The 21926-nt window shown below is 31.7% G+C and carries 21 protein-coding genes and 1 pseudogene; 6 read left to right on the plus strand and 16 right to left on the minus strand.

Going from position 1 to position 21926, the window contains the following annotated elements; translation table 11 throughout:
• Position 1 precedes the first annotated feature (1 nt).
• From AC3VI6_RS10050 to AC3VI6_RS10065, 4 genes and pseudogenes are all read right to left on the minus strand, one after another.
• On the minus strand, positions 2-553 hold the full coding sequence (locus AC3VI6_RS10050; RefSeq protein WP_435254495.1) for a CPBP family intramembrane glutamic endopeptidase: 552 nt from the start codon (positions 551-553) through the stop codon (positions 2-4).
• 48 nt (positions 554-601) lie between these two features.
• A pseudogene (locus tag AC3VI6_RS10055) lies at positions 602-1265 on the minus strand (ABC transporter ATP-binding protein).
• Positions 1266-1629: 364 nt separating this feature from the next.
• Positions 1630-2112, minus strand: a complete 483-nt coding sequence (locus tag AC3VI6_RS10060) for a DUF5916 domain-containing protein (RefSeq protein WP_497706587.1) — start codon at positions 2110-2112, stop codon at positions 1630-1632.
• Positions 2093-2485, minus strand: coding sequence for a carbohydrate binding family 9 domain-containing protein (locus AC3VI6_RS10065; protein WP_497706068.1), 393 nt, complete (start codon positions 2483-2485; stop codon positions 2093-2095). Before AC3VI6_RS10065 ends, AC3VI6_RS10060 begins: the two co-directional genes overlap by 20 nt.
• A 409-nt stretch (positions 2486-2894) precedes the next feature.
• Between AC3VI6_RS10065 and sucC the strand changes: the two genes are divergently transcribed.
• From sucC to AC3VI6_RS10080, 3 genes are all read left to right on the plus strand, one after another.
• Positions 2895-4091 carry an ADP-forming succinate--CoA ligase subunit beta gene (gene sucC, locus AC3VI6_RS10070; protein ID WP_274633576.1) on the plus strand — a complete coding sequence of 399 codons (1197 nt, stop codon included), beginning with the start codon at positions 2895-2897 and terminating at the stop codon, positions 4089-4091.
• Positions 4092-4184: 93 nt separating this feature from the next.
• Positions 4185-4430, plus strand: a complete 246-nt coding sequence (locus AC3VI6_RS10075; protein WP_497706069.1) for a hypothetical protein — start codon at positions 4185-4187, stop codon at positions 4428-4430.
• Positions 4431-4536: 106 nt separating this feature from the next.
• Positions 4537-4749, plus strand: coding sequence for a hypothetical protein (locus tag AC3VI6_RS10080; protein ID WP_497706070.1), 213 nt, complete (start codon positions 4537-4539; stop codon positions 4747-4749).
• Positions 4750-4814: 65 nt separating this feature from the next.
• Here AC3VI6_RS10080 and uvrB read toward each other — a convergent pair whose 3' ends face one another.
• The 4 genes from uvrB to AC3VI6_RS10100 all read right to left on the minus strand — a co-directional run bounded on the left by uvrB (position 4815) and on the right by AC3VI6_RS10100 (position 11528).
• Positions 4815-6803, minus strand: coding sequence for an excinuclease ABC subunit UvrB (gene uvrB / locus AC3VI6_RS10085; RefSeq protein WP_497706071.1), 1989 nt, complete (start codon positions 6801-6803; stop codon positions 4815-4817).
• A gap of 66 nt (positions 6804-6869) precedes the next feature.
• On the minus strand, positions 6870-9725 hold the full coding sequence (locus tag AC3VI6_RS10090) for a T9SS type B sorting domain-containing protein (RefSeq protein WP_497706072.1): 2856 nt from the start codon (positions 9723-9725) through the stop codon (positions 6870-6872).
• 48 nt (positions 9726-9773) lie between these two features.
• On the minus strand, positions 9774-10622 hold the full coding sequence (locus AC3VI6_RS10095; RefSeq protein WP_497706073.1) for an ABC transporter permease: 849 nt from the start codon (positions 10620-10622) through the stop codon (positions 9774-9776).
• Between the two features lie 9 nt (positions 10623-10631).
• The gene (locus tag AC3VI6_RS10100; RefSeq protein WP_497706074.1) at positions 10632-11528 is read right to left on the minus strand and encodes an ABC transporter ATP-binding protein; all 897 of its coding nucleotides are present in this window, start codon (positions 11526-11528) and stop codon (positions 10632-10634) included.
• 191 nt (positions 11529-11719) lie between these two features.
• Here AC3VI6_RS10100 and AC3VI6_RS10105 point away from each other — a divergent pair, with 191 nt between their 5' ends.
• Positions 11720-12253: a hypothetical protein gene (locus AC3VI6_RS10105; protein ID WP_497706075.1), complete on the plus strand. Its 534-nt coding sequence runs from the start codon at positions 11720-11722 to the stop codon at positions 12251-12253.
• Positions 12254-12320: 67 nt separating this feature from the next.
• On the opposite strand, the gene AC3VI6_RS10110 is transcribed toward AC3VI6_RS10105, so the two are convergent.
• The 8 genes from AC3VI6_RS10110 to AC3VI6_RS10145 all read right to left on the minus strand — a co-directional run bounded on the left by AC3VI6_RS10110 (position 12321) and on the right by AC3VI6_RS10145 (position 19250).
• On the minus strand, positions 12321-13019 hold the full coding sequence (locus AC3VI6_RS10110) for a response regulator transcription factor (RefSeq protein WP_274634651.1): 699 nt from the start codon (positions 13017-13019) through the stop codon (positions 12321-12323).
• 11 nt (positions 13020-13030) lie between these two features.
• Entirely contained in the window at positions 13031-14596 is a 1566-nt protein-coding gene (locus AC3VI6_RS10115) for a sensor histidine kinase (protein WP_274634650.1), read from the minus strand.
• Between the two features lie 109 nt (positions 14597-14705).
• Positions 14706-15296, minus strand: coding sequence for a dephospho-CoA kinase (gene coaE / locus AC3VI6_RS10120; RefSeq protein WP_497706076.1), 591 nt, complete (start codon positions 15294-15296; stop codon positions 14706-14708).
• A gap of 1 nt (position 15297) precedes the next feature.
• Positions 15298-16227, minus strand: a complete 930-nt coding sequence (locus tag AC3VI6_RS10125; protein ID WP_299002833.1) for a YbbR-like domain-containing protein — start codon at positions 16225-16227, stop codon at positions 15298-15300.
• 81 nt (positions 16228-16308) lie between these two features.
• Positions 16309-16629 (minus strand): preprotein translocase subunit YajC, encoded by a 321-nt coding sequence (gene yajC, locus AC3VI6_RS10130; RefSeq protein WP_497706077.1) that lies wholly within the window; start codon positions 16627-16629, stop codon positions 16309-16311.
• Positions 16629-17096: a DUF1573 domain-containing protein gene (locus tag AC3VI6_RS10135; RefSeq protein ID WP_435254510.1), complete on the minus strand. Its 468-nt coding sequence runs from the start codon at positions 17094-17096 to the stop codon at positions 16629-16631. The genes yajC and AC3VI6_RS10135 overlap by 1 nt, the downstream gene beginning before the upstream one ends.
• Before the next feature lie 37 nt (positions 17097-17133).
• Entirely contained in the window at positions 17134-18072 is a 939-nt protein-coding gene (gene nusB, locus AC3VI6_RS10140) for a transcription antitermination factor NusB (protein WP_299002840.1), read from the minus strand.
• A gap of 77 nt (positions 18073-18149) precedes the next feature.
• Positions 18150-19250, minus strand: a complete 1101-nt coding sequence (locus AC3VI6_RS10145; RefSeq protein WP_497706078.1) for a Glu/Leu/Phe/Val family dehydrogenase — start codon at positions 19248-19250, stop codon at positions 18150-18152.
• Positions 19251-19406: 156 nt separating this feature from the next.
• On the opposite strand from AC3VI6_RS10145, the gene AC3VI6_RS10150 reads away from it, so the two are divergent.
• Together AC3VI6_RS10150 and AC3VI6_RS10155 are read left to right on the plus strand one after the other, a co-directional pair.
• Entirely contained in the window at positions 19407-21161 is a 1755-nt protein-coding gene (locus AC3VI6_RS10150) for an ABC transporter ATP-binding protein (protein ID WP_497706079.1), read from the plus strand.
• Positions 21162-21240: 79 nt separating this feature from the next.
• On the plus strand, positions 21241-21603 hold the full coding sequence (locus AC3VI6_RS10155) for a PUR family DNA/RNA-binding protein (RefSeq protein WP_435254513.1): 363 nt from the start codon (positions 21241-21243) through the stop codon (positions 21601-21603).
• The last annotated feature ends 323 nt before the right edge of the window (positions 21604-21926 follow it).

Raw genomic sequence — 21926 nt, forward strand, 5'->3', positions numbered from 1 at the left:
TTTACATTAAATCTCCTGCAAAACTAAGCAAAACGAAGAAAGCATTATAGCAAGCGTGTAATAAGATACTCCATGCTAAACCAAATCGAACTCTGATAAACCCAAGGTAACCTCCTAAAATAGTTTGAGGAGCCACCAATATGGGGGCTAATAACAACACGTTGGTAGTAATGTTGAAATTGGTTAAATGCACCAATCCGAAAAGTATAGCAAAAACATAAAAAGCTATTTTGAACGATTTTTTACTTTGGAATAAAGTGATTGGAGCTCTAAAAAATATTTCCTCTAATAAAGGAGCTAAGATTACAGCGATTCCAGCAATAAACCACTTAGAGTGCGTTTTTAGCAACTCTTCCATAGCATGATCATCCATGTTTACCCAACCCAATTCTTCAATAAGCACAAAAAGAGGTGATAAAAGTGCACCTGTGACAATACATATCGTGAGTAGATGTAAGAATTTTTGAAATCGATACGAAGCATTTTGATTTGCATCTTTTTCTAAAACAGGATTTTTTAAATAGGCAATAAGCTCGTAAAAAGTTTCTTTCATAGTTTGGTTGATTTTATAATAGGTAGGCAGAAACTTTAAAACGTTACACTATTCAACAATAATTCCGTCTTTCATGGTAAGTGTTCTATCGGCCATTTCTGCCAATTCTTTGTTGTGTGTAACTAACACAAAGGTTTGTCCAAACTCATCACGAAGTTTAAAAAATAATTCGTGTAAGTTTTTGGCTGAAGTAGAATCAAGGTTTCCTGATGGCTCATCAGCAAAAATAACGGAAGGTTCATTTATCAATGCTCTTGCAACAGCTACGCGTTGTTGTTCACCACCAGAAAGCTCATTAGGTTTGTGGTTTTCTCTGTGTGATAATCCTAAAAAAGCTAATAATTCTTTCGCTCTCTTTTCAGTTGAAGCTTTTGCTTTTCCTCCAATAAAAGCTGGGATACAAACATTTTCTAAGGCTGTAAATTCAGGTAGTAACTGATGAAATTGAAAAATAAATCCGATGTGTTTATTTCTGAAAGATGAAACTTCTTTATCGTTTAAACTTTTGATTGAAACTCCATTGACAAGTAATTCATAGTTTTTATCTTTTAAAGGTTTATCTAAGGTGCCTAAAATTTGAAGCAAGGTAGTTTTTCCAGCTCCTGACCTAACCAACAATAGCAACAATTTCTCCTTTTTTTATATGAAGATTTACTCCTTTTAAGATTTCAACATCTCCGTAGTGTCTATGAATATTTTTAGCAACAATCATGAGGTAATTTTCAAAGTAACGAATGTATAAAAAAGAAATCAGATAGACTTTATATAGACTCTAAGAAATAAGAGCCAAGAAACAAGACAAAAAAACATAAAATGAATGTTTTGGATTTACTTGTGTGATTTTATATAAGAGACTACCCAATTCAAATAATAAAGAAATTTCCTTTTTTTAAATATTAGCGTCCGATTAATTTATGTAAAATATACCTAAGCTCTATTTTTAAAGGGATTGAGGTGTTTAAGCTTTTAAATTATTTTTTGTCTGGTAATCGTATCAATGTCATTTGGTTATAAAATTCTTGTTTCTCTATTCTAACAGTGAAGCGGTCTATTTTCTTTTATCGGACAATAATGTTTTAAAATATGTTTTTAATGTTGTTGTAATCGATAAAATACACCAATCGAACAGAAAAAGTATGTTGATGTTTCTCATCAAAAAGACGATCTAAATTTTTAAAGAAACTGTGTTTTGCATGACTGTTTGAGCCAAAAATTGAGTTTCTGTAAAAAGCAATTAATTGACTGCCAGGAGCAAACTGCCATTGGTAATTAAGGTCTAAATTCCAGCTATTAAAGTTTTTGTCATGATCTCCTTGATAGCTACTTTGAATTAGTTCTCCGTTAGTTTGGTCTAAACTGTAAAATTGATTTTGATACGGAACTTTATTCCAGTTGTGTCTAAACGATAATGATACTGCCGATTTTGTGCTAAATGTGTATTTACCAGTTAAAGAATTGTTGTATGAAGTCCAGTCTCGTTGTCCGAAATAAATAGCATCGTCATCGCTATTTACATACCCAAATTGATTTTCATATTTATTATAGTTTAAACCATAAATTAAAGAAAATTGATTGTTGAATCGGTATCTTCATCTCAACAACCCAAGAATCATCATTCATACTAATATCGCTTACCCAAACAGCACTCCAATTAAAATCTTCGTTTCCGTTCGATACTTTCCAGTCTGCTTGCGCACCAGAACTAGTAACTAAGAACTCAAAAGGGTTTTGTCCGTCGTCATTAGGGTTAATCGTAATTAAAAAGAAATCACTATTACTAATATTATCTCTGTTAGTAAACTCAGCTGGTATTTTTGATGGCTCAGGATCGTACATTTTAGCACTGATGTAAATAGCATCATCATTGTACACTAATTTAACCTCTGTTTTATGCGTATCGGGTTCTGGTTTACCATTATCAGGGCGCATCATCACAAAATTGTTTGCTATAGGAATATTTTTCCATGCAGCATCATCTAGTTTTCCATCAATTTTTGGAGGTGATTCTACACGTATTACATCTAGTTTCTTTCTGTTTTGGTTTACGGTTTGAGCGGCAGTTGTTTCTATGAAAAAGAAAAAACAGCAATTAATGCTAAAATTGTACGCATAGTTGATTAGAGATAGAATTAGTTGTTTAGCTAAATTATTGTGATTTAGGTTGTAAAATCACAAAATCATGTTAATTACTATAAAGACCTGTTAAAAAAATGAACGTTACATTGTAAGTGTTAAAAAAATGTGAAAAAGAAAATTGATGTTAATCATAAATTAAAGTACAAATTATAAGGTATTATAAATTGAATTTGTATTTTTGTTCGACTTTAAAAATTCATATCTAATGAACTTACACGAATATCAAGGTAAAGAAATATTAAACAGTTTTGGCGTTCGTATTCAACGTGGAATTGTTGCAAATACTCCAGAAGAAGCTGTTGAAGCAGCGAAGAAATTAACAGAAGAAACAGGTACTGGTTGGCACGTAATTAAGGCTCAAGTACACGCAGGTGGTCGTGGAAAAGGTGGAGGTGTTAAGTTAGCTAAAAACTTAGATGAGGTAAAAAGTATCGCTGATGACATTTTAGGAATGATGTTAGTAACTCCTCAAACTTCAGCAGAAGGTAAGTTAGTTAACCAAGTGTTAATTGCTGAGGATGTATATTATCCAGGTGATAGTGAGCCAGATGAATTTTATATGTCAGTTTTATTAAACCGTGCTACAGGTAGAAACATGATCATGTACTCTACTGAAGGAGGTATGGATATTGAAACTGTGGCAGAAGAAACTCCACACTTAATTTTTACTGAAGAAGTAGATCCAGCAACAGGTTTGTTACCTTTCCAAGCTCGTAAAATTGCTTTTAACTTAGGGTTAAGCGGTGCAGCTTTTAAAGAAATGACAAAATTTGTTACTGCTTTATATACAGCATACGTAAAATCTGATTCATCTTTATTTGAAATTAACCCAGTATTAAAAACATCTGATGATAAAATCATGGCTGTTGATGCTAAGGTTACTTTAGATGATAATGCTTTATACCGTCACAAAGATTATGCAGAAATGCGTGATTTACGTGAAGAAAACCCAATTGAAGTTGAAGCTAATGCTGCAGGATTAAACTATGTAGACTTAGATGGTAACGTTGGATGTATGGTAAACGGAGCTGGTTTAGCAATGGGAACTATGGATTTAATTAAGCAAGCAGGTGGTGAGCCAGCTAACTTCTTAGATGTTGGTGGTACTGCTGATGCACAACGTGTTGAAACTGCTTTCGGAATTATTTTAAAAGATCCTAACGTAAAAGCTATCTTAGTAAACATTTTTGGAGGTATCGTTCGTTGTGACCGTGTGGCACAAGGTATTGTTGATGCTTATAAAAACATGGGGGACAAAATTAATGTGCCTATCATTGCTCGTTTACAAGGAACAAACGCTAAAGAAGCAAAAGAATTAATCGATAACAGCGGAATGGAAATTATCTCAGCAACTGAGTTTCAAGAAGCAGCTGATAAAGTACAAGAAGTTTTAAGCGCTTAAAACTTTTTAATTAATTCTTAGTAATATATTAAAAAACCTCACTGTTATAGTGGGGTTTTTTGTTTTATCTTGCTAAAATATAAATAGCATACAATGAAAAAATTATTAATCCTTTTTTTACTTCCTTTACAGTTAATAGCACAAGAAGAAACGAATTCCGAATTATTTTGGAATAAACTAAAAACTCATTGCGGAAAAGCTTTTGAAGGAACAATAATAGCAGGAGGAAAAGAAGGAGATGGTTTTACAGGAGAAAAATTAATAATGCATGTTCGCTCTTGTGAAGAGAATACGACTAGAATACCTTTTTTTGTAGGAGAAGATAAATCTCGTACTTAGGTTTTTTACTATCGGCACCGATAAATTAATAAAGCTAAAACATGATCATCGACATAAAGATGGTACTGAAGATAAAATTACGCAATATGGAGGAATCAACCCTAATATGGGATTACCTAATATTCAGTTTTTTCCTGCGGATAAATATACAGCCGATTTAATTTCGTATGCTTCTAATAATGTTTGGTGGGTTACAATTGATGAAACCAGTTTTACATATAATTTGCGTAGAATAGGAACAGATAGATTATTTTCTGTGAAGTTTGATTTAACTACGGAAATAGAGACTCCAACTGCTCCATGGGGAAGTGAGAATTAATTTTTCTTTAGAATCAAATCTGTTTTTTGGGATTAGAATTTATGGAATCAATCAAGCTAAATTATTTACAGTTTTTCTTTCAAAACTTCAATTTCATCACGCAATTGCGCAGCAACTAAAAAGTCTAAAGCTTTGGCAGCTTCTTCCATTTGTTTGCGTTTGTCGCGTATGCGTTTTTCTATTTCTTGTTTTGGTAGGTATTCTAAATCTTGCTCAGCAGCTTTTTGTGTAGCATTGTCGTAATGATACGAAGTAATCGCATTTTTAGATAAAGTATTGTCTATCTTTTTATTGATTTGCTTTGGTGTAATTCCGTGTGCTGTGTTGTAATTAATTTGTTTTTCGCGTCTACGGTTGGTTTCGTCAATGGTGAGTTGCATACTGTTGGTAATTTTGTCAGCATACATAATTGCTTTACCATTTACGTTACGAGCTGCACGTCCTACAGTTTGTGTTAACGAACGATGTGAACGTAAAAAACCTTCTTTGTCAGCGTCTAAAATAGCAACCAATGATACTTCTGGTAGGTCTAATCCTTCACGAAGTAAGTTTACTCCGATGAGTACATCAAACAAGCCTTTACGTAAATCTTGCATGATTTCTACACGTTCTAGGGTGTCGACATCGGAATGTATATAACGGCAACGTACTTGAATTCTAGTTAAGTATTTAGCTAACTCTTCAGCCATTCGTTTTGTTAAGGTGGTAACCAAAGTACGTTCGTCTTTTTCTACACGTACTTGAATTTCTTCAATTAAATCATCAATTTGATTTAAACTCGGGCGGATTTCAATTTCAGGATCTAATAGTCCTGTTGGTCGAATCACTTGCTCTACAAATAGCCCTTCTGTTTTTTGTAACTCATAATCTGCTGGAGTTGCTGAAACATAAATCACTTGATTTTGTAAAGCTTCAAATTCTTCAAACTTTAAAGGACGGTTATCCATGGCGGCAGGTAAACGGAATCCGTATTCCACCAAGTTTTCTTTTCGGCTTCTATCTCCACCGTACATCGCATGAACTTGCGGTACAGTTACGTGACTTTCATCAATCACCATTAAATAATCATCAGGAAAGTAATCTAACAAACAGAAAGGTCGTGTACCGGCTTCTCTTCCGTCTAAATAACGAGAGTAGTTTTCAATTCCTGAACAGTATCCTAACTCACGAATCATTTCTAAGTCGAATTCGGTACGTTCTTGCAAACGTTTCGCTTCTAAATGTTTCCCAATTTCTTTGAAGTAATCTACCTGTTTTACCATATCATCTTGAATTTGATGAATAGCATTTTGAAGTACATCAGGAGAGGTTACAAATAAGTTAGCAGGATAAATATTCAGTTTGTCTAATCGCGTAATAACTTCGTTAGTTTCAATATCGAAGGTCTCAATTTCTTCAATCTCATCCCCAAAAAAGTGAATTTTATATCCATTATCACCATAAGAAGGATAAATGGTAACGACATCACCTTTTACTTTGAAAGTTCCACTTTTTATTTCAACTTCGGTACGTGCATACAAACTTGTTACTAGACGATGTAAGAACTTAGTACGTGAAATTTGTTGGTCAACTTCAATAGTAATCACATTCTTTTTGAATTCCGTAGGATTCCCAATACCATACAAACAAGATACTGAAGCAACTACCAATACATCTCGACGCCCAGAAAGTAGGGAAGAAGAGGTGCTAATTCGCAAGCGTTCTATTTCATCGTTGATGGATAAATCTTTTTCAATATAGGTTCCTGTAACAGGAATATAAGCTTCGGGTTGATAGTAATCATAATACGAAACGAAATATTCCACAGCATTGTTTGGAAAGAACTGTTTAAACTCTGAATACAACTGAGCAGCTAAGGTTTTGTTGTGTGCTAAGACCAAAGTTGGTCGTTGTACTTCAGCAACAACATTAGCCACAGAAAATGTTTTTCCCGAACCCGTAACACCCAAAAGTGTTTGGTACTTTTCATCGGCTAAAATTCCGTTAGCTAACTGTTTAATTGCTTGTGGTTGATCACCAGTAGGTTTAAATTCTGAGTTTAATTCAAAGTTCATTCAACAAAAATACGGATAGTTTTACTGAAAATCTATCCGTATTAATTGTAATTTATTTAAGAGTTTTTACTTTCTAAGTAAAGAAAAATGTCCTGTCTTTTTTCTAACCTTACCGTTTTTATCTATTAATTCTGCATTGTACCAATAATCGTTTGTAGGTAGGGTAGTGCCATTGTAAACTCCGTCCCAACCAGGGTGATTTTTATCGGTAATTTCATTTACCAATTTTCCGAAACGATTAAAAATTTGAACTTTAACAACATCATAATAATCATTATCAACACCTAATACTTTCCATGTGTCAAAATGACCATCTCCATTTGGGGTAAAATGACGTTGAAAGTATATGGTTGAAATTTGATTAGAAGATACAACGCCACAACCATTTCGATCTCTAACAGAAATAAAATTCAACCCAGGAGGAATATTGGTAAAGGTATATGTTAGGTTTTCGTCTCCTTTGACAAAATCACCAAAATTAGTACTGTTAAGAGCATATTCATAATCTCCAATTCCGTCTACAGTAATTTTTATTTTATTACTATCTGGATTGTCTTGATCGTCTACAGATTTAATATTAACAATTAATGCTTGATTGGATTCTTTGACAAAAAAAGTGTTATATCCCATGGATGGGGTATTTATGTTAGGATACTTTCTGTATGCTTCAACTTTGTATTCACCTGCTGAATTAGCATTATAAATGGCTGATGTTTCGTTTGGAATTAAATTACCATTTAAGTACCATTTGTAGGTGTCTGTTGTATTTCCAGTATCAGCATTTAAGCCTATAGTGTGTGGCTGTGGTGTTCGTCTAGGGTTGTCTACGCATAAAATTTCTTCATTTAGATTTCCTTGTGGAATAGGTAGCTTTTCTACAAGTATTTTAAAATTCCCAACAGTTTCACAAGATGTTGTTCCTTTGTTAGAAATCCTTACATAGACATCAGAATTATTAGTGAATAAATGATCTTCATAAGGAGGGAGAATTTGATCTATTTGTAAAGAGGCGTCTTCTGCAGTTCTGTAATATTGAAAATCGTGAGAGGTTTGCGATAAAGCTCCTCCAGAATTATCGATTATTTGTTGAGTTTTAACAGAGAAATCAAAAAAGCCATTATCTGTACCAATACTAAATTTAGCATCTGTATTTGATGCATTTTGATCTAATTCACTAATATGTTCATCAGAGTAAATATTTAATCCAGTAGGATTTACCTGTAAATCGATAAACTGAGTTTGATAACACATAGTAGTGTTGTTTGTTACTTTTACTACTATTGAGTGATTTATAGCTACTGAATTAATATAGTTGTTTTTGTTAAGAGGTCTTGAAAAGTTATTGTCAGAGGTTTCAAAAAAATCTATTGAAATATTAGAAAAATCATCAACTAAAGAAGCTTCCAAAAGCTCAAGGTTAAAAGCAGCAAACCCATCATAAGGATTACTATCGAAGTCACATTGAATATAGGGTTGAATTGTATTAATAGTAGGTTTAGGTTCGAATGTAACTTGAACTTTACCTGTATATGTTTTTTTACAATATGAATTAGATTCTATTTTAACTTCGTATAAACCACTTCCAAAATTTGCGTTATCTACAGTTAGTGTTCTTGTGTTAGCTATTTCTGTTCCGTCTTTTGACCATGTGTAACTATCGTTTGGATTATTAATTTCAGGAACTATTTCATAGCTGTCTCCTATACAAAATACTTGATTTGTGTTACTTAATACAGCATTAGAGTCAGCATTCAATAACTTAACAGGAGCAAAAAATGATTGGATAAAAGGAGGTAAGCCCTGAGAGGTTCTTCCTCTTCCTAAATCAATAGCTACTGGTTTGTATGTAACGTTTTTTGCGCTTTCATCAGGGTTTTCAATAGCGCCTAAATATGACTTATCAGGAATAGAACTATATATTTTCCCATCTGAAGCTAGTTGTAAAGCGCCTCTATACCCAGATCCTCTCCATATTTGAGCTTTTGTTAGTGCTACATCTCTATCAAGTAAGTCGAATTGGAGAATACTAAAGGTAAATGGAGGAATAAATAATGAAGCATAAAGTTTAGATGATTGAGGAGAGAATTCAACACCATAAGGTACTCCATCAATAGAAGGAGTAGTTAATATTTCTCCTGATGAAGTAATTTTTCCAGTGACGTTATCAAAATCATACAATACCAAACGACCGTTTCCTGTATTTTGACCAGCTGTAAAGTCGGCCAAAGCAACTTTTGTACCATCAGGAGAAACTTTTAAATATCCTCTTTTATCTTGTAAGATATAAGAAGATTTAGAAATAACAGGATTCAAATGGTCTACACCGTTTTGATCAATTTTATAAGCATAAAAAGAGTCTTCTACAATAGATAAAACCCAAATTTCAGTACAGTCTTTTCCTTGAACAGCTGTAACTTTTTCAGACCATCCCCAATCTCTGTTGTCAGAAAGGTTGATAGGCCCCGCTATAATTTCACCTCCACTTCCTTTTGCTACATCAACGGTGTAAAAATTAAAACCTGGATTTCTAGGGTATCCAGAATTATTAGGGATATAATCGGTTCCTACAGTGAAAATATAGTATATGTTTTTATTTTCTGGAGCAGGGACAATCAATCCTGATTGAGAACTTGATGGATTTCCTTGTAAATTATTAGCAAGTTGCCCATTAGAATATTTCATTAATTCGTGGTTTTTTGTCCATACTTTAATTCCATCAGAATAAAATAAAAGATTTCCATCTTCATCTGAAATAGTTGAACAACCTTCTTCGGTATTTAATGCGCCATTTGTTAAAGCGATTGGAGTTCCGTTAAAATCAATTCCAGCGTTGTTTCCAAAATACCAAGCATTGGCTTCTTTTTGACTATAAATAGAGAGTGAGGCTATACACAGAAATACAAAAAGTAGTTGTTTTACCATTTAAATAAATTTTTATACAGATAAAACAGCTAAATTACATAAAACCCTCTATAAATCTCGTTTTTTTAACAAAGCGTATGATGAATAAATAAAAATAGCTGTCCAAATTAACACAATTGTTATGTTGAATAAGCTAACAGAATAGTCTTTAGTAAAGTTTTCTCCTATTTGACTTGCTACCGATTTTACAGCTCCTAATCTAGTAAAAGGTTCTTTAATTAAGTTAGCCATTGATTCTAAAGGAAAAAATTGCATGACACTGTTTACTGCTTCATCAGTTCCTGTTTTTACATCTCTAAAAGTCCAATACAAGTAGCCTTTAATTGAACTTTCAACAATTAACCAAACAATCATAGCTGCTACAGCAAATGCTGATCGTTTAATTAAAATTCCCAAGAATAAACCAAAAGAGAAAAAACCTAATAGTTTTATGAAAAAAGCAAATAAGTACCCTAAATCTGAAAAGATGATAGACATTTCATTAAAATCTGAATAAATAGCCCCAAGAATCAATGAAACAATAAATACAAATAGAGTAGAAATAAAAGCAAAAGCAATAACAGTGTAGAATTTAGAAAGCACAAACTCTTTTTTACTTAAACCATCAATTAAGTTTTGTTTTAGTGTTTTATAGCTATACTCATTAGCCATCATAGAAACAATAACTAATAGCAAGAAAAATTTAAAAGTTGCAGCTATATAGGTATTAAAGTGCCAGATGTAGGGAAAGTTAAAAATACCTTGTTCTGCTAAGTGAAACTTAATCGGACCTATATCAAATTTTATTGCAGCAATTAAAGCAATTGATGTTAATAGGGCGAAATAAATAATTGAAAGAACTTTACTAGCTCTGTTATATTTTAATTTATGTAATTCTATATTTAAAAGTCGTAGCATGATGTAAGTTTATTGGTTGTTGGTAAGGTCTAAGAATTGTTGCTCTAAACTAGGTTTACGTTTTACTAAATGCGAAAGAGAAATTCCGTTGTCAAATAGAAATTTATTAATTTCTGAGGCAGACAATTCAGAAGATAAATTCGCGATTAAAACTCCATTTTCACTATTAATAGTTCCTATTGAAGAGTGATTTTCTAAAAGTTGTTTAAGCTTGTTTTGATCTTCGGCTTGTAGCTCGAAAAATCCATTTGAAGCTGTCATTTCATCAACCCTACCACTGTATAGTTTTACACCATTTCTTATTACTACCACATGAGAACATACTTTTTCTACTTCATCAAGTAAGTGTGAGGCAAGTAAAATAGTCGTGCCGTTTTGAGCAATTTCTTTTATAATTTGACGAATCTCATGTATGCCTTGTGGATCTAATCCGTTTGTAGGTTCGTCTAAGATTAATATTTCAGGATCGTTTAATAGAGCAGAGGCAATTGCTAAACGTTGTTTCATTCCCAAAGAGTAAGTTCTGAACTTACTGTTTCTACGCTTGTAAAGGTTTACAACTTTTAATTTTTCGTCTATTTTATCATACGAAACCCCCTTTATTTTACAGATAAGCTGTAAGTTTTGAACTGCCGACATGTATGGATAAAAATTAGGACGCTCAATAATAGCACCTACTTTTTTTAAAGCCTCATGAGTAGATAGTTTACCATCAAACCAGCTAAAACTTCCTGAGGTTTTGTTAACTACATTTAAAATAATACCTAAAGTGGTTGATTTTCCACTTCCATTAGGTCCTAATATTCCGTAAACATTTCCTTTTTGAATGTCAAAAGAGAGGTTATTTACCGCATGAACTTTTCCGTATTTTTTATCGAGGTTTTGTATAGATAAAATTGTTTCCAAGCTTTTTTGATTTTGTTGATTATATGTATTTGACGATTCATTCAAATTATTGTTACAATGTATAAAAAAAGTAACAGAAAATAGTTTAAAAGGAAAACATGGCTTTTTAGAAAGAAATAAAACCTATTCAGAAATAAATTTAACTAGATGGTTTAAAACCAAGGTAGTTTTGCATGTCAAATTATATTATTATGAAAAAAATAAACTACTTATTAGCGATTATTTTAACTACTGTTTTTTACGTAAGCTGTTCATCTGATGATGTTCAAGAAACACCAAATCAATTTATAATTGAAGGAAAAAATTATCCGATGGAATCAATTTTCGTAGAAAAATTCACAAAACATAGTAGAACTACTATATTGTTACATTTATTAAATATTACTGAACAAGATATAGAAGCTGCCCAAAACTCAGGTGTAGCTTTAACTGAGGTAGATTTCTTTTCAATTGCTGTTCGTGATGAAAATTTAACCTCAAAAACTTATACAACAAATAGTTTATGGTATGAGTTTATGACTGATGGAGAATTTTTAGGAGAATACGATAATGAACAATTACTAATGGAGTATGAAAATGGAGATGAAGTTACTTTAACTATAAATTCAATTAACGAAACTAACATTTCATTAGACTTTAAAGTGAAAAGAGTTAACGGAAGTGTAGCAACAGGAAGTTATAAAGGAAAGTACAGTACTATTGAAGAATTATCAGGAGCAAGATAGAAAAATAAATAGATTAGATAATAAAAAAGCTTAGGGTTTACCTAAGCTTTTTTTATTTAAAATGATATTATTTGTTGTCTATCAATCTAAATCCTTCACCATGAATGTTTAAAATTTCTACATTTTCATCATTCTTCAAATACTTACGAAGCTTTGCAATGTATACATCCATACTACGAGAAGTGAAATAGTTGTCGTCTCTCCAAATTTTCGTCAACGCTAATTCACGTGGCATTAAATCATTTTTATGGATAGCTAACATACGTAATAATTTACTTTCTTTTGGTGATAATTTTTGAGGTTCACCACCTTTGTAAGTTAAGTGACGTAACTTAGAGTTAAAGTCAAACCCTCCAATTTTGAATTCGAACTCGTCACTGTCGTTTGTTTTTTCAGTTTCCTTACGTTGTAAAATAGCTTTGATTTTGTGTAATAAAACTTCTGAATCGAAAGGTTTATTCAAGTAATCGTCAGCTCCAACTTGGTAACCTTTTAAAACATCTTCTTTTAATGTTTTTGCAGTTAAAAATATAATTGGAATTTCTTTGTTTGTAGCACGAATGTCTTCAGCTAAAGAAAAACCATCTTTACGAGGCATCATAACATCTAAAATACATAAATCGTACTCAGCATTTTTAAACATGATTAAACCATCGATTCCATCTTTAGCATGTGTAACATTGTAATCGTTAAGTGCTAAATAATCTTTAAGAACTGTTCCAAAATTAGGATCGTCTTCTACTAATAATATTTTTTTACTTCCCATTCCTTAATCTTTTATATTAATGGTAATTTAACTGTAAACGTGCTTCCTTTGCCTTTTTCACTCTCAACATAAACGGTACCTTGGTGGTTGTCTATAATTTCTTTAACATAAGATAATCCTAAACCATGACCTTTTACGTTGTGAATGTTCCCCTTGTGTTCTCTGTAAAATTTATCGAACACATATTTTTGAGCATTTCTGCTCATTCCTATCCCTTCGTCTTTTATTTTAAAGATAAAGTATTTATTTGTGCTTTCAGTAAATACATCAATTTTTGGTGCGTTTTCTGAATATTTTAATGCGTTTTCTAACATGTTAACAACAACATTGGTTAAGTGAAACTGGTTTCCTAAAACCTCTGTTGAAATAGCTTCGAAGTGCGTTGTAACACTTCCTTTTTTGTCATCAGTCAATAATTGAATATGCTCAATAGCTTCTTCAATAATATCATGCATATCAACAGCATCTTTACTAATTTCAAGCTGATTTTTTTCTAGTCTTGAAATTCGCAATACATTTTCTACCTGCCCGTGCATACGCTTGTTTTCATCGCGAATCATTTGCACATAGCGCTTAATTTTTTCTTCGTCAGATATGATCTTTGGGTTTTTAATCGCGTCTAAAGCAAGATTAATGGTTGCAATAGGTGTTTTAAACTCGTGTGTCATATTGTTGATGAAATCTGTTTTTATTTCAGAAATCTTCTTTTGACGTATTACTTGGTATAATGATATTGAAAATGCAGCAATAATAATTCCTATAAAGAATAAGGAAAGCACTAATATTTCCATCATTCCTGATAACAAGTTTTTTCGTTTGTCAGGAAATTTTACATATAATTTATATTTACTATTTCCTTCTTCATCTTCAAGCAGAGGATAGTTAATATCTTCTGGCTGTATATTAAAATACCCCGATTTTAGTTGTGTTGCTAATCCGTCTTCATAAACAACATACTTAAAATCTTGAGTAATGTTCATTTTAGCGAATTCATCTTTCAGAATAAATTTTAATTCTTTATTACTTATTCTTTGGTGTATTGCGTAAATACTTTTACTTCTACGAAAAGCATGCTCCATTACATCATCATTCCAGCTTGGGTAGGTTTTGTAAACAGAATAACGGTTTTCACTTAAAAAGGGTTTAAAATCTTTGTTTTCTGATTTTATAACCTGAGAAAAGAAAATATCTTCTTTTCCTGAATATCGTTTAATAATGATAGAATCATTATCAACAAACTCACCAGGCATTTTAAAACTTTCTTCTAAAATAGAACTACCAAAAGAAAACTTAGTTTTGCTAACAGTATCAACTTGCTGAAAAAGAAACGTTGTTATTTCTGCTTCTGTTCTTAGTTTGTTGCTTTCAAAGTAATCTTTATAGTTTTGCTGAAACTCTAAGTACTCTCTCTCTTTTATATTTTCAGAGGTGCGAGCTAAAGCAATAGTTACATTATTTTTAAATTGTTGTTGTTTGTTCTTAATTGCATCTTTTATCCAATATACTTGAATAGAGATAATTCCTATTAGAGAAATACTCATTAAAACAACAATGAGAATAAAGATTTTCTTACCCATTATTCAAAAATAAATTAATATAAGTTAGAGATATAATGTTTTAACTTAGATTAACAAAGTTATTGTAAAATTAAGAAAGTTTTAACAGTTAGGGTTAGTAAAGCGTAAATTATACAGTCCTTTTTGTTAAAGAATTATGGATTCTTAACACTTGTTCTTTGGAGTAGTTAAGTGTTTTATTATCAATAATGTAATTGGATTGAAGTGTTTTTTTTGTGTCGCTCCATTGGTTTTTTATCCTGTTTTTTACTTCTTCAATCGTAGTGTTGTCTCTTTTTACAACTCGGTTAATCCTGACTTCTTCTGGAGCAGTAACAGTAATAATTTTATCGCAAAAAGCATCGCTACCGTTTTCAAAAAGTATGGCATTTTCATACAAAACGTAAGCTTTGTCAGAGTTTTGTTTGATAAAAGCTTGCAAATGCTCATTTACAACAGGATGAACAATAGAATTTAACAAATTTAATTTCTCTTTGTTTTTAAAAACGATGGAAGCTAAATATGGTCTGTTTAATTCGTTATTGATGTAGGTTTCTTTGCCAAATTCAGTAATTAAACGAGATTTAATTACTGGTGAAGTATGCATGAGCTTTTTGGCTTCATCATCTGCCATGTAAACAGCAATGTTTTTAAACTCAGAAAACATTTTTAAAATGGTCGATTTTCCACTACCAATTCCGCCTGTTAAACCTACTACCATATTATTCGTAAATTAAAAAGTCAATTTTATCGGGCACTATTCTTAGTACCGTAGCTAAATTAGGAGTATCCTTAAGTTCAGGGGTAAGGTAGTTTAACTCGTTATTTTCAGCGTCTAAATAATCACATTCTATTTTAAATAAATCGGGCGTAATTTCATTAAAATTTTTCAAGCCTACCTTGTAAATAACTTTTACTTTTTTTGGGAAAATATTAATTCCTTTTGGAGCATTTTTAACTAATACAGGTACTTCAATTTCCCCTTCTGTAAATTTATCTACCAACAATTCAATATCTACTGATTTATGACTCGCTTTGAGCTGAATATTTTCAGGAAATAGAATAGAAGTGGTAATATTTGTGTTTTTAGAGACATTCTCTAAAGTAGCACTATCAAGATTTAGAAACTCTATTTTGTTAACATCAGTTTCATCACCAGAAATTAAGATGCTATCAGGAGTGAGATTTAAAGGTTTTGAAAGACCGTATCCTAACTGAAAAGAGATATTTACATTAGGTTTTAACGGAACTTTTTTAGAACTCAATAATCCTATTTTTACTGGAATAGTATCTTGCGTGATGCTGTTTAACTCAATATTATATTTTAATTGATGTTGTATTTCAGAATGCAAGTTTTTTGATAAAAAATAATAGTTGCTTCCCTTTTTTTTAACCGCTTTGTCTAATTGTAGAGTGATTGGTTTGTGGTTAATGCTAGACATTAATAAATTATAACCACTACTTTTTACATTTAAGGTTAGTTTGTTAAAAGGAGCGTCAATCAACGTTTTTTGTTGAGGTAATTGAGTGTATTCAATGTCATACTCTACCTCTGCATTATATTCTTTTGAAAGGTTTATAAGTAACCAAAAAAATATAGAGGCGATTAAAAAACCAAAAAAGGTTTTAGGTATGTTAACGTTTTTTTTCAAGAAAATAAATATTGATGCAATCTACATAAAAAACAAAAAAGTGAGCTAATTAGCTCACTTTTTTATATCAGTGTATTACTGTTAGTTTTTACTTTCAGTACTGTATTTTTTGCTTAATTCCATTGAAATTGCAGAACGTTCAAATTTAATTTTACCAGCACCAGTTTCGATAGAAACCGTATTATCAGTATCATTAATTTCAACTATTTTTCCGTGAATACCACTTGTGGTAATAATTTTAGCTCCTTTTTTAATTTCTGTTTGAAACTGTTTTTCTTTTTTTTGACGACGCATTTGAGGGCGAATAATTAAAAAGTAAAAAACAGCAATCATTGCTACAAAAGGAAGCATGTTCATTAAACTTTCTTGAGAACTAGCTTGTAAAAAAATGGTTGTAAACATTATGCGTCTTTATTTTTAGGGGTTACCATACCAGAAATTTTGATAATTTCTCTACCTTTCTCAGTATTGGTAGTTAATGTAACAGATTTTGATTGTTTGTTAGTTCTTCCGCTTGTGTTAAAGCTAACTTTAATATTACCTGTTTCACCTGGTGCAATTGGGTCTTTTGTCCACTCAGGAACCGTACAACCACAAGATGCTTGGGCGTGTGTTATTACTAAATCACTTTTACCTGTATTGGTTACAACGAAAGTAGTTTCAACAACTTCACCTTCTTTAACTGTACCGAAATCAAATTCTTCTTTGTCAAAAGAGATTTCAGGAGCACCTTGGCTAATAGTGTTGTCTCTTTTTTCTGCGTTCTCAACGTTTTCTTTTTTTACTTTTGATGAGGCATTACCTTGTCCACAAGAAACTAACATTCCTGCTGAAACAACAAATGCTAATGCTACTGCTATTTTCTTCATTGTAAAATATTTTTGTTTGTTGTAAAAATACTAATTTTTATAATAATCCTCTACCTATTTTTACCATCTTGTTAGAGCTAAGATAGTCTTTAGCTAATTTATCTAAAACACCATTGATAAAGTAACCACTTTTATTGGTAGAATAGTCTTTAGCTAACTCAATATATTCGTTGATAGAAACTCTACTTGGAATAGAAGGGAAGTGTAAAAACTCTGTAATAGCCATTTTAATAATAATCATATCAATATCGGCAATTCTATCGGCTTCCCAGTTAGGTGTTTTTTCTTTGATATCTTCTTCGTATTTATGCTGATTTAACATGGTTTTGTTAAACAAGTTGGATACAAAAGCTTGGTCTTCGCTATCTTTATATAAACTACCTAAAACAAAAGGTTTGTTGGCTTTTTGTTTGTTAATAGTTTTTAATACCCAGGTGTTTACAAAAGGAATATCGTCAACCCAAGAAATCATTTTATCCTCAAAATAATCCGCTATTTTTTCGTTAGGAGCTACAATTTCTCTAAAAAAATCAATAACAAAAGCACGGTCTACATTAAAAGAATCTTCAACGGTGTCCATGTATTTTTTGTAGATGTCACTTTTCTGTAATTCATCTAACAAAATTTTTACATACTCATCGTCAAGATCCCAATAATTTAATTTATTAAGCTCAACATACCCTTCTAAGCTTACGCTTTCGTTAAGTTGGTTTAAAACCTTGTTGTCAATAAACTTTGTATTTGGATTAAGTTCTTCTTTAGTAGCAAGAATTTTCTTTTTTGAAAGCTCTATTCTCTTTCGAGCTAATTTTTGAACTTCAACTAATAATTGAAGATTTAAAACGTACAAGTCGTACATTTTTTGAATGCTGTGTTTTAAGAATTTTTCTTCCTTAACTAAATCATCGCTGTGCGATTGTTGCATCGCATATACCGACTGCATTACTTTAACACGAATATGTCTTCTGTTAATCATTCTAAAGAACTTTAAAAAAAAGAGCGATAGAAACTATTTCTAACGCTCTGCAAAAGTAAAACTTTTTTATTTTTTATCTAGCTATTTTGCTCTTTTTTGCGGGCATCAATTCTTGCTTGTGCAATATTGAAAGCAGCTTGATGTGTAGTGATATTTTCTTTTTCTGATAAATTGAAAATTTCTAATGTAGTGTTGTAGATGTTTTCAGTTCTCTTTAAGCTTTCTGCTTTGTCGTAACCTTCAACTTCTGCATATACATTAATAATACCACCAGCGTTGATTAAGAAATCAGGAGCATACGCAATACCTCTTTCTTTTAACATCGTACCGTGCTTTAATTCGTTTGCTAATTGGTTGTTAGCAGCACCAGCAACTACTTGAGCTTTTAATTGAGCAATGCTTTCATCGTTAAGGGTAGCACCTAAAGCACAAGGAGCATAAATATCAAGGTCTAAACCAAAAATATCGTTTCCTAATACTACTTTAGCACCGTATTTTTTGCTTAACTCTTCTAAACGAGCTTCGTTAATATCGTTTAAGATAACTTGAGCACCTTCGTCAGTAATGTGCTTTACTAAAGTTTCACCTACGTGACCAACACCTTGTACTAATACTTTTTTACCTTCTAAGTTGTCAGTTCCGAATTTATATTTAGCAGCAGCTTTCATCCCCATATATACTCCGTAAGCAGTTACAGGAGAAGGGTTTCCAGATCCACCAATTGCTTCAGAAACACCTGTTACGTGTGGAGTTACTTCACGGATAATGTCCATGTCACGAGTTTCCATCCCAACATCTTCCGCAGTAATATATTTTCCGCTTAAAGAGTTTACAAACTCACCAAACTTACGCATTAACGCGTCATTTTTTTGAGTTTTAGCATCACCAATAATAACTGCTTTACCACCACCAAGGTTTAAACCAGTAACAGCAGACTTATAAGTCATACCACGAGACAAACGTAATACATCGTTTAAAGCTTCCCATTCACTTTTATATTGCCACATTCTTGTACCTCCTAAAGCAGGGCCTAAAGTTGTGTTGTGAATACCAATAATTGCTTTTAAACCTGTATCTTCGTCGTTGCAAAAAACGATCTGCTCGTGATTGTCAAAAGATAATTGACCAAACACAGGGTCGTTCTTAAGATCTTTAGTATCAATGATTTCTGATGTCATTTGTTTTAGTTTTTTAATTTGAGATAATTTAAGCAATCTCAAAAATTCGAGCACAAAAGTAAGAAATCGTTAAAACAAAAGCAAAAAAAGAGAGCTCAATTATGGTATCTTTAACAAGAGCCCTTTTTAAAGTTAAATTTTTATAAAAAAGTAAGATTGAAAGCATTACAGCATTTAAATAAGTATTTCATAAAGTATAAGTGGAGGTTATTGTTAGGGGTTTTTATAACTGTTCTAGCAAAAATATTTACACTAAGAATCCCCGATTTTGTTGGTGATTCATTAAATGTAGTAGAAGACTATCAGTTAGGGAAAATAACAGAGCTATCTGAAGTAAAAAGCATTTTGTTAAATAATATTTTACTTATTATTGGAGTAACTTTATTAGGTGGTTTTTTCACTTTTTTAATGCGTCAAACTATAATAGTGATGTCTCGAATGATTGAATTTGATTTAAAAAACGAGATTTACCAACAATATCAGCGATTATCTCTTAATTTTTACAAGCAAAATAGGACAGGTGATTTAATGAACCGTATTAGTGAAGATGTGTCTAAGGTTCGTATGTATGTTGGTCCGTCTATCATGTATTCATTAAACATGTTAGTGTCTTTCGTAATTGGTTTTACTCAGATGTATGCAATTTCTCCAAAACTAACTCTATACACCATGATACCATTTCCAGTTTTATCGGTGTCGATTTTTGTGTTGAGTAAGCAGATAAATAAGAGAAGTACTATTGTTCAGCAATATTTATCGAAGTTAACAACCTTTAATCAAGAGTTTTTCTCGGGTATTAATGTGGTAAAATCATATGCTATTGAAGACGCAGTAATCAAAAACTTTGATGATTTAGCTGATGCTAATAAAGAAAAGAATATTGATTTATATAAAGTACAAGCACTGTTTTTTCCTCTAATGATACTATTGATAGGAATTAGTAATATTATTGTATTGTATGTAGGAGGTACATTATATATAAATGGAGAGATTCAAGTAGGAGCTATTGGAGCTTTTGTTATGTATGTAAATATTTTAACATGGCCGGTTGCTGTTGTAGGTTGGGTGACTTCTATGATTCAGCAAGCAGAAGCTTCTCAAGAAAGAATTAATGAGTTCTTACAGCATGTTCCTGAAATCCAAAATAACAATGAAGGTACGACGGATGTAGAAGGAGAGATTGAATTTAAACATGTTTCCCTTACGTATGAAGATACTGATATAACCGCATTAAAAGATGTGAGTTTTAAAGTTGATAAAGGAGAAACTTTAGCAATTTTGGGTAAAACAGGAAGTGGAAAATCGACCATTATCAACCTTATATCTAGATTGTATGATACTACTGAAGGAACAGTGTTTATGGATGGACAAGATATTACAACGTGTAATTTATATGATGTAAGAAATCAAATAGGATTTGTGCCACAAGAACCTTTCTTATTTTCTGATACAATTGAAAATAACATCAAATTTGGTAAAGAAGATGCTACGGAAGAAGAAATTATTGAAGCTGCTAAAAACGCTGTAATTCATGAGAATATCATCGATTTTAAAGAAGGATATAAAACCATTTTAGGAGAAAGAGGTGTTACACTTTCAGGTGGTCAAAAGCAACGAACCTCTATTGCAAGGGCAATCATTAAAGATCCGAAAATCTTAATCTTTGATGATTGTTTATCAGCAGTAGATACCGAGACAGAAGAGCAAATTTTATCTAATTTAGAGCGAGTTTCTAGCGATAAAACCACAATAATTATTAGTCACAGGGTGTCTTCAGCAAAAAATGCCGATAAAATTATCGTATTAGATAACGGAAAGATAATTCAACAAGGTGTTCATAATCAATTAATAAAGGAAAAAGGATATTATAAAGACCTGTATGAACAACAACTTTTAGAAAAAGAAATATAGCAATTCGTATTGCCAAGTCAAATATTTTGTTAGATTTGTTGAGAAATTTTAAGTAAACAACTATTATTTAAAGCGAATTATGAGCGAGAGAGTAGAACAAGAAGAAATCTTTTCACAGGTTTTAAGAGCAGGAAGAAGAACGTATTTTTTTGACGTTAGATCTACAAAGGCAGATGATTATTATTTAACAGTAACAGAAAGTAAAAAATTCACTCACGATGATGGGTCTTTCCATTATCAGAAACATAAAATTTACTTATACAAAGAAGACTTTACTGATTTTGCAGAAATGTTGAATAAAGCAACAGACTTTATTGTAAACGAAAAAGGCTCTGAAGTAATTAGTGAGCGTCACCAAAAAGACTATAAGAGAGAAGAGGGAATGGCTACAGAAGCCTCTTCTACAGAAAGTTTTACTGATGTTTCTTTTGACGATATTTAAAAACAGAAGATAACTGTTCGTATAAACCCTAAACACAAATTACAATTTGTGTTTAGAGCTTGGTTTGTGCATAAAAAAATCAATTCAAATTCAATTTACACTTAAAAACCGCCAGTTGTGCACAAGCATTTGGTGGTTTTTGCTTTTAAACAAGCGATTTTATTTTGTTTGGTAGTTTTGATGCGAATTCAACCAGCTGCTTATACGTTAAAGTTCTACCTACTCTACTATTAAGTTTATCTTCACGCTGGTTAATCCTAAGTAATTTTTGTTTCATAGGAAAGCGAGTTTTAAGTTTACCTAAATATAGTAAAAAAAGCTGT

The organism is Tenacibaculum sp. TB-56, from assembly GCF_059716275.2.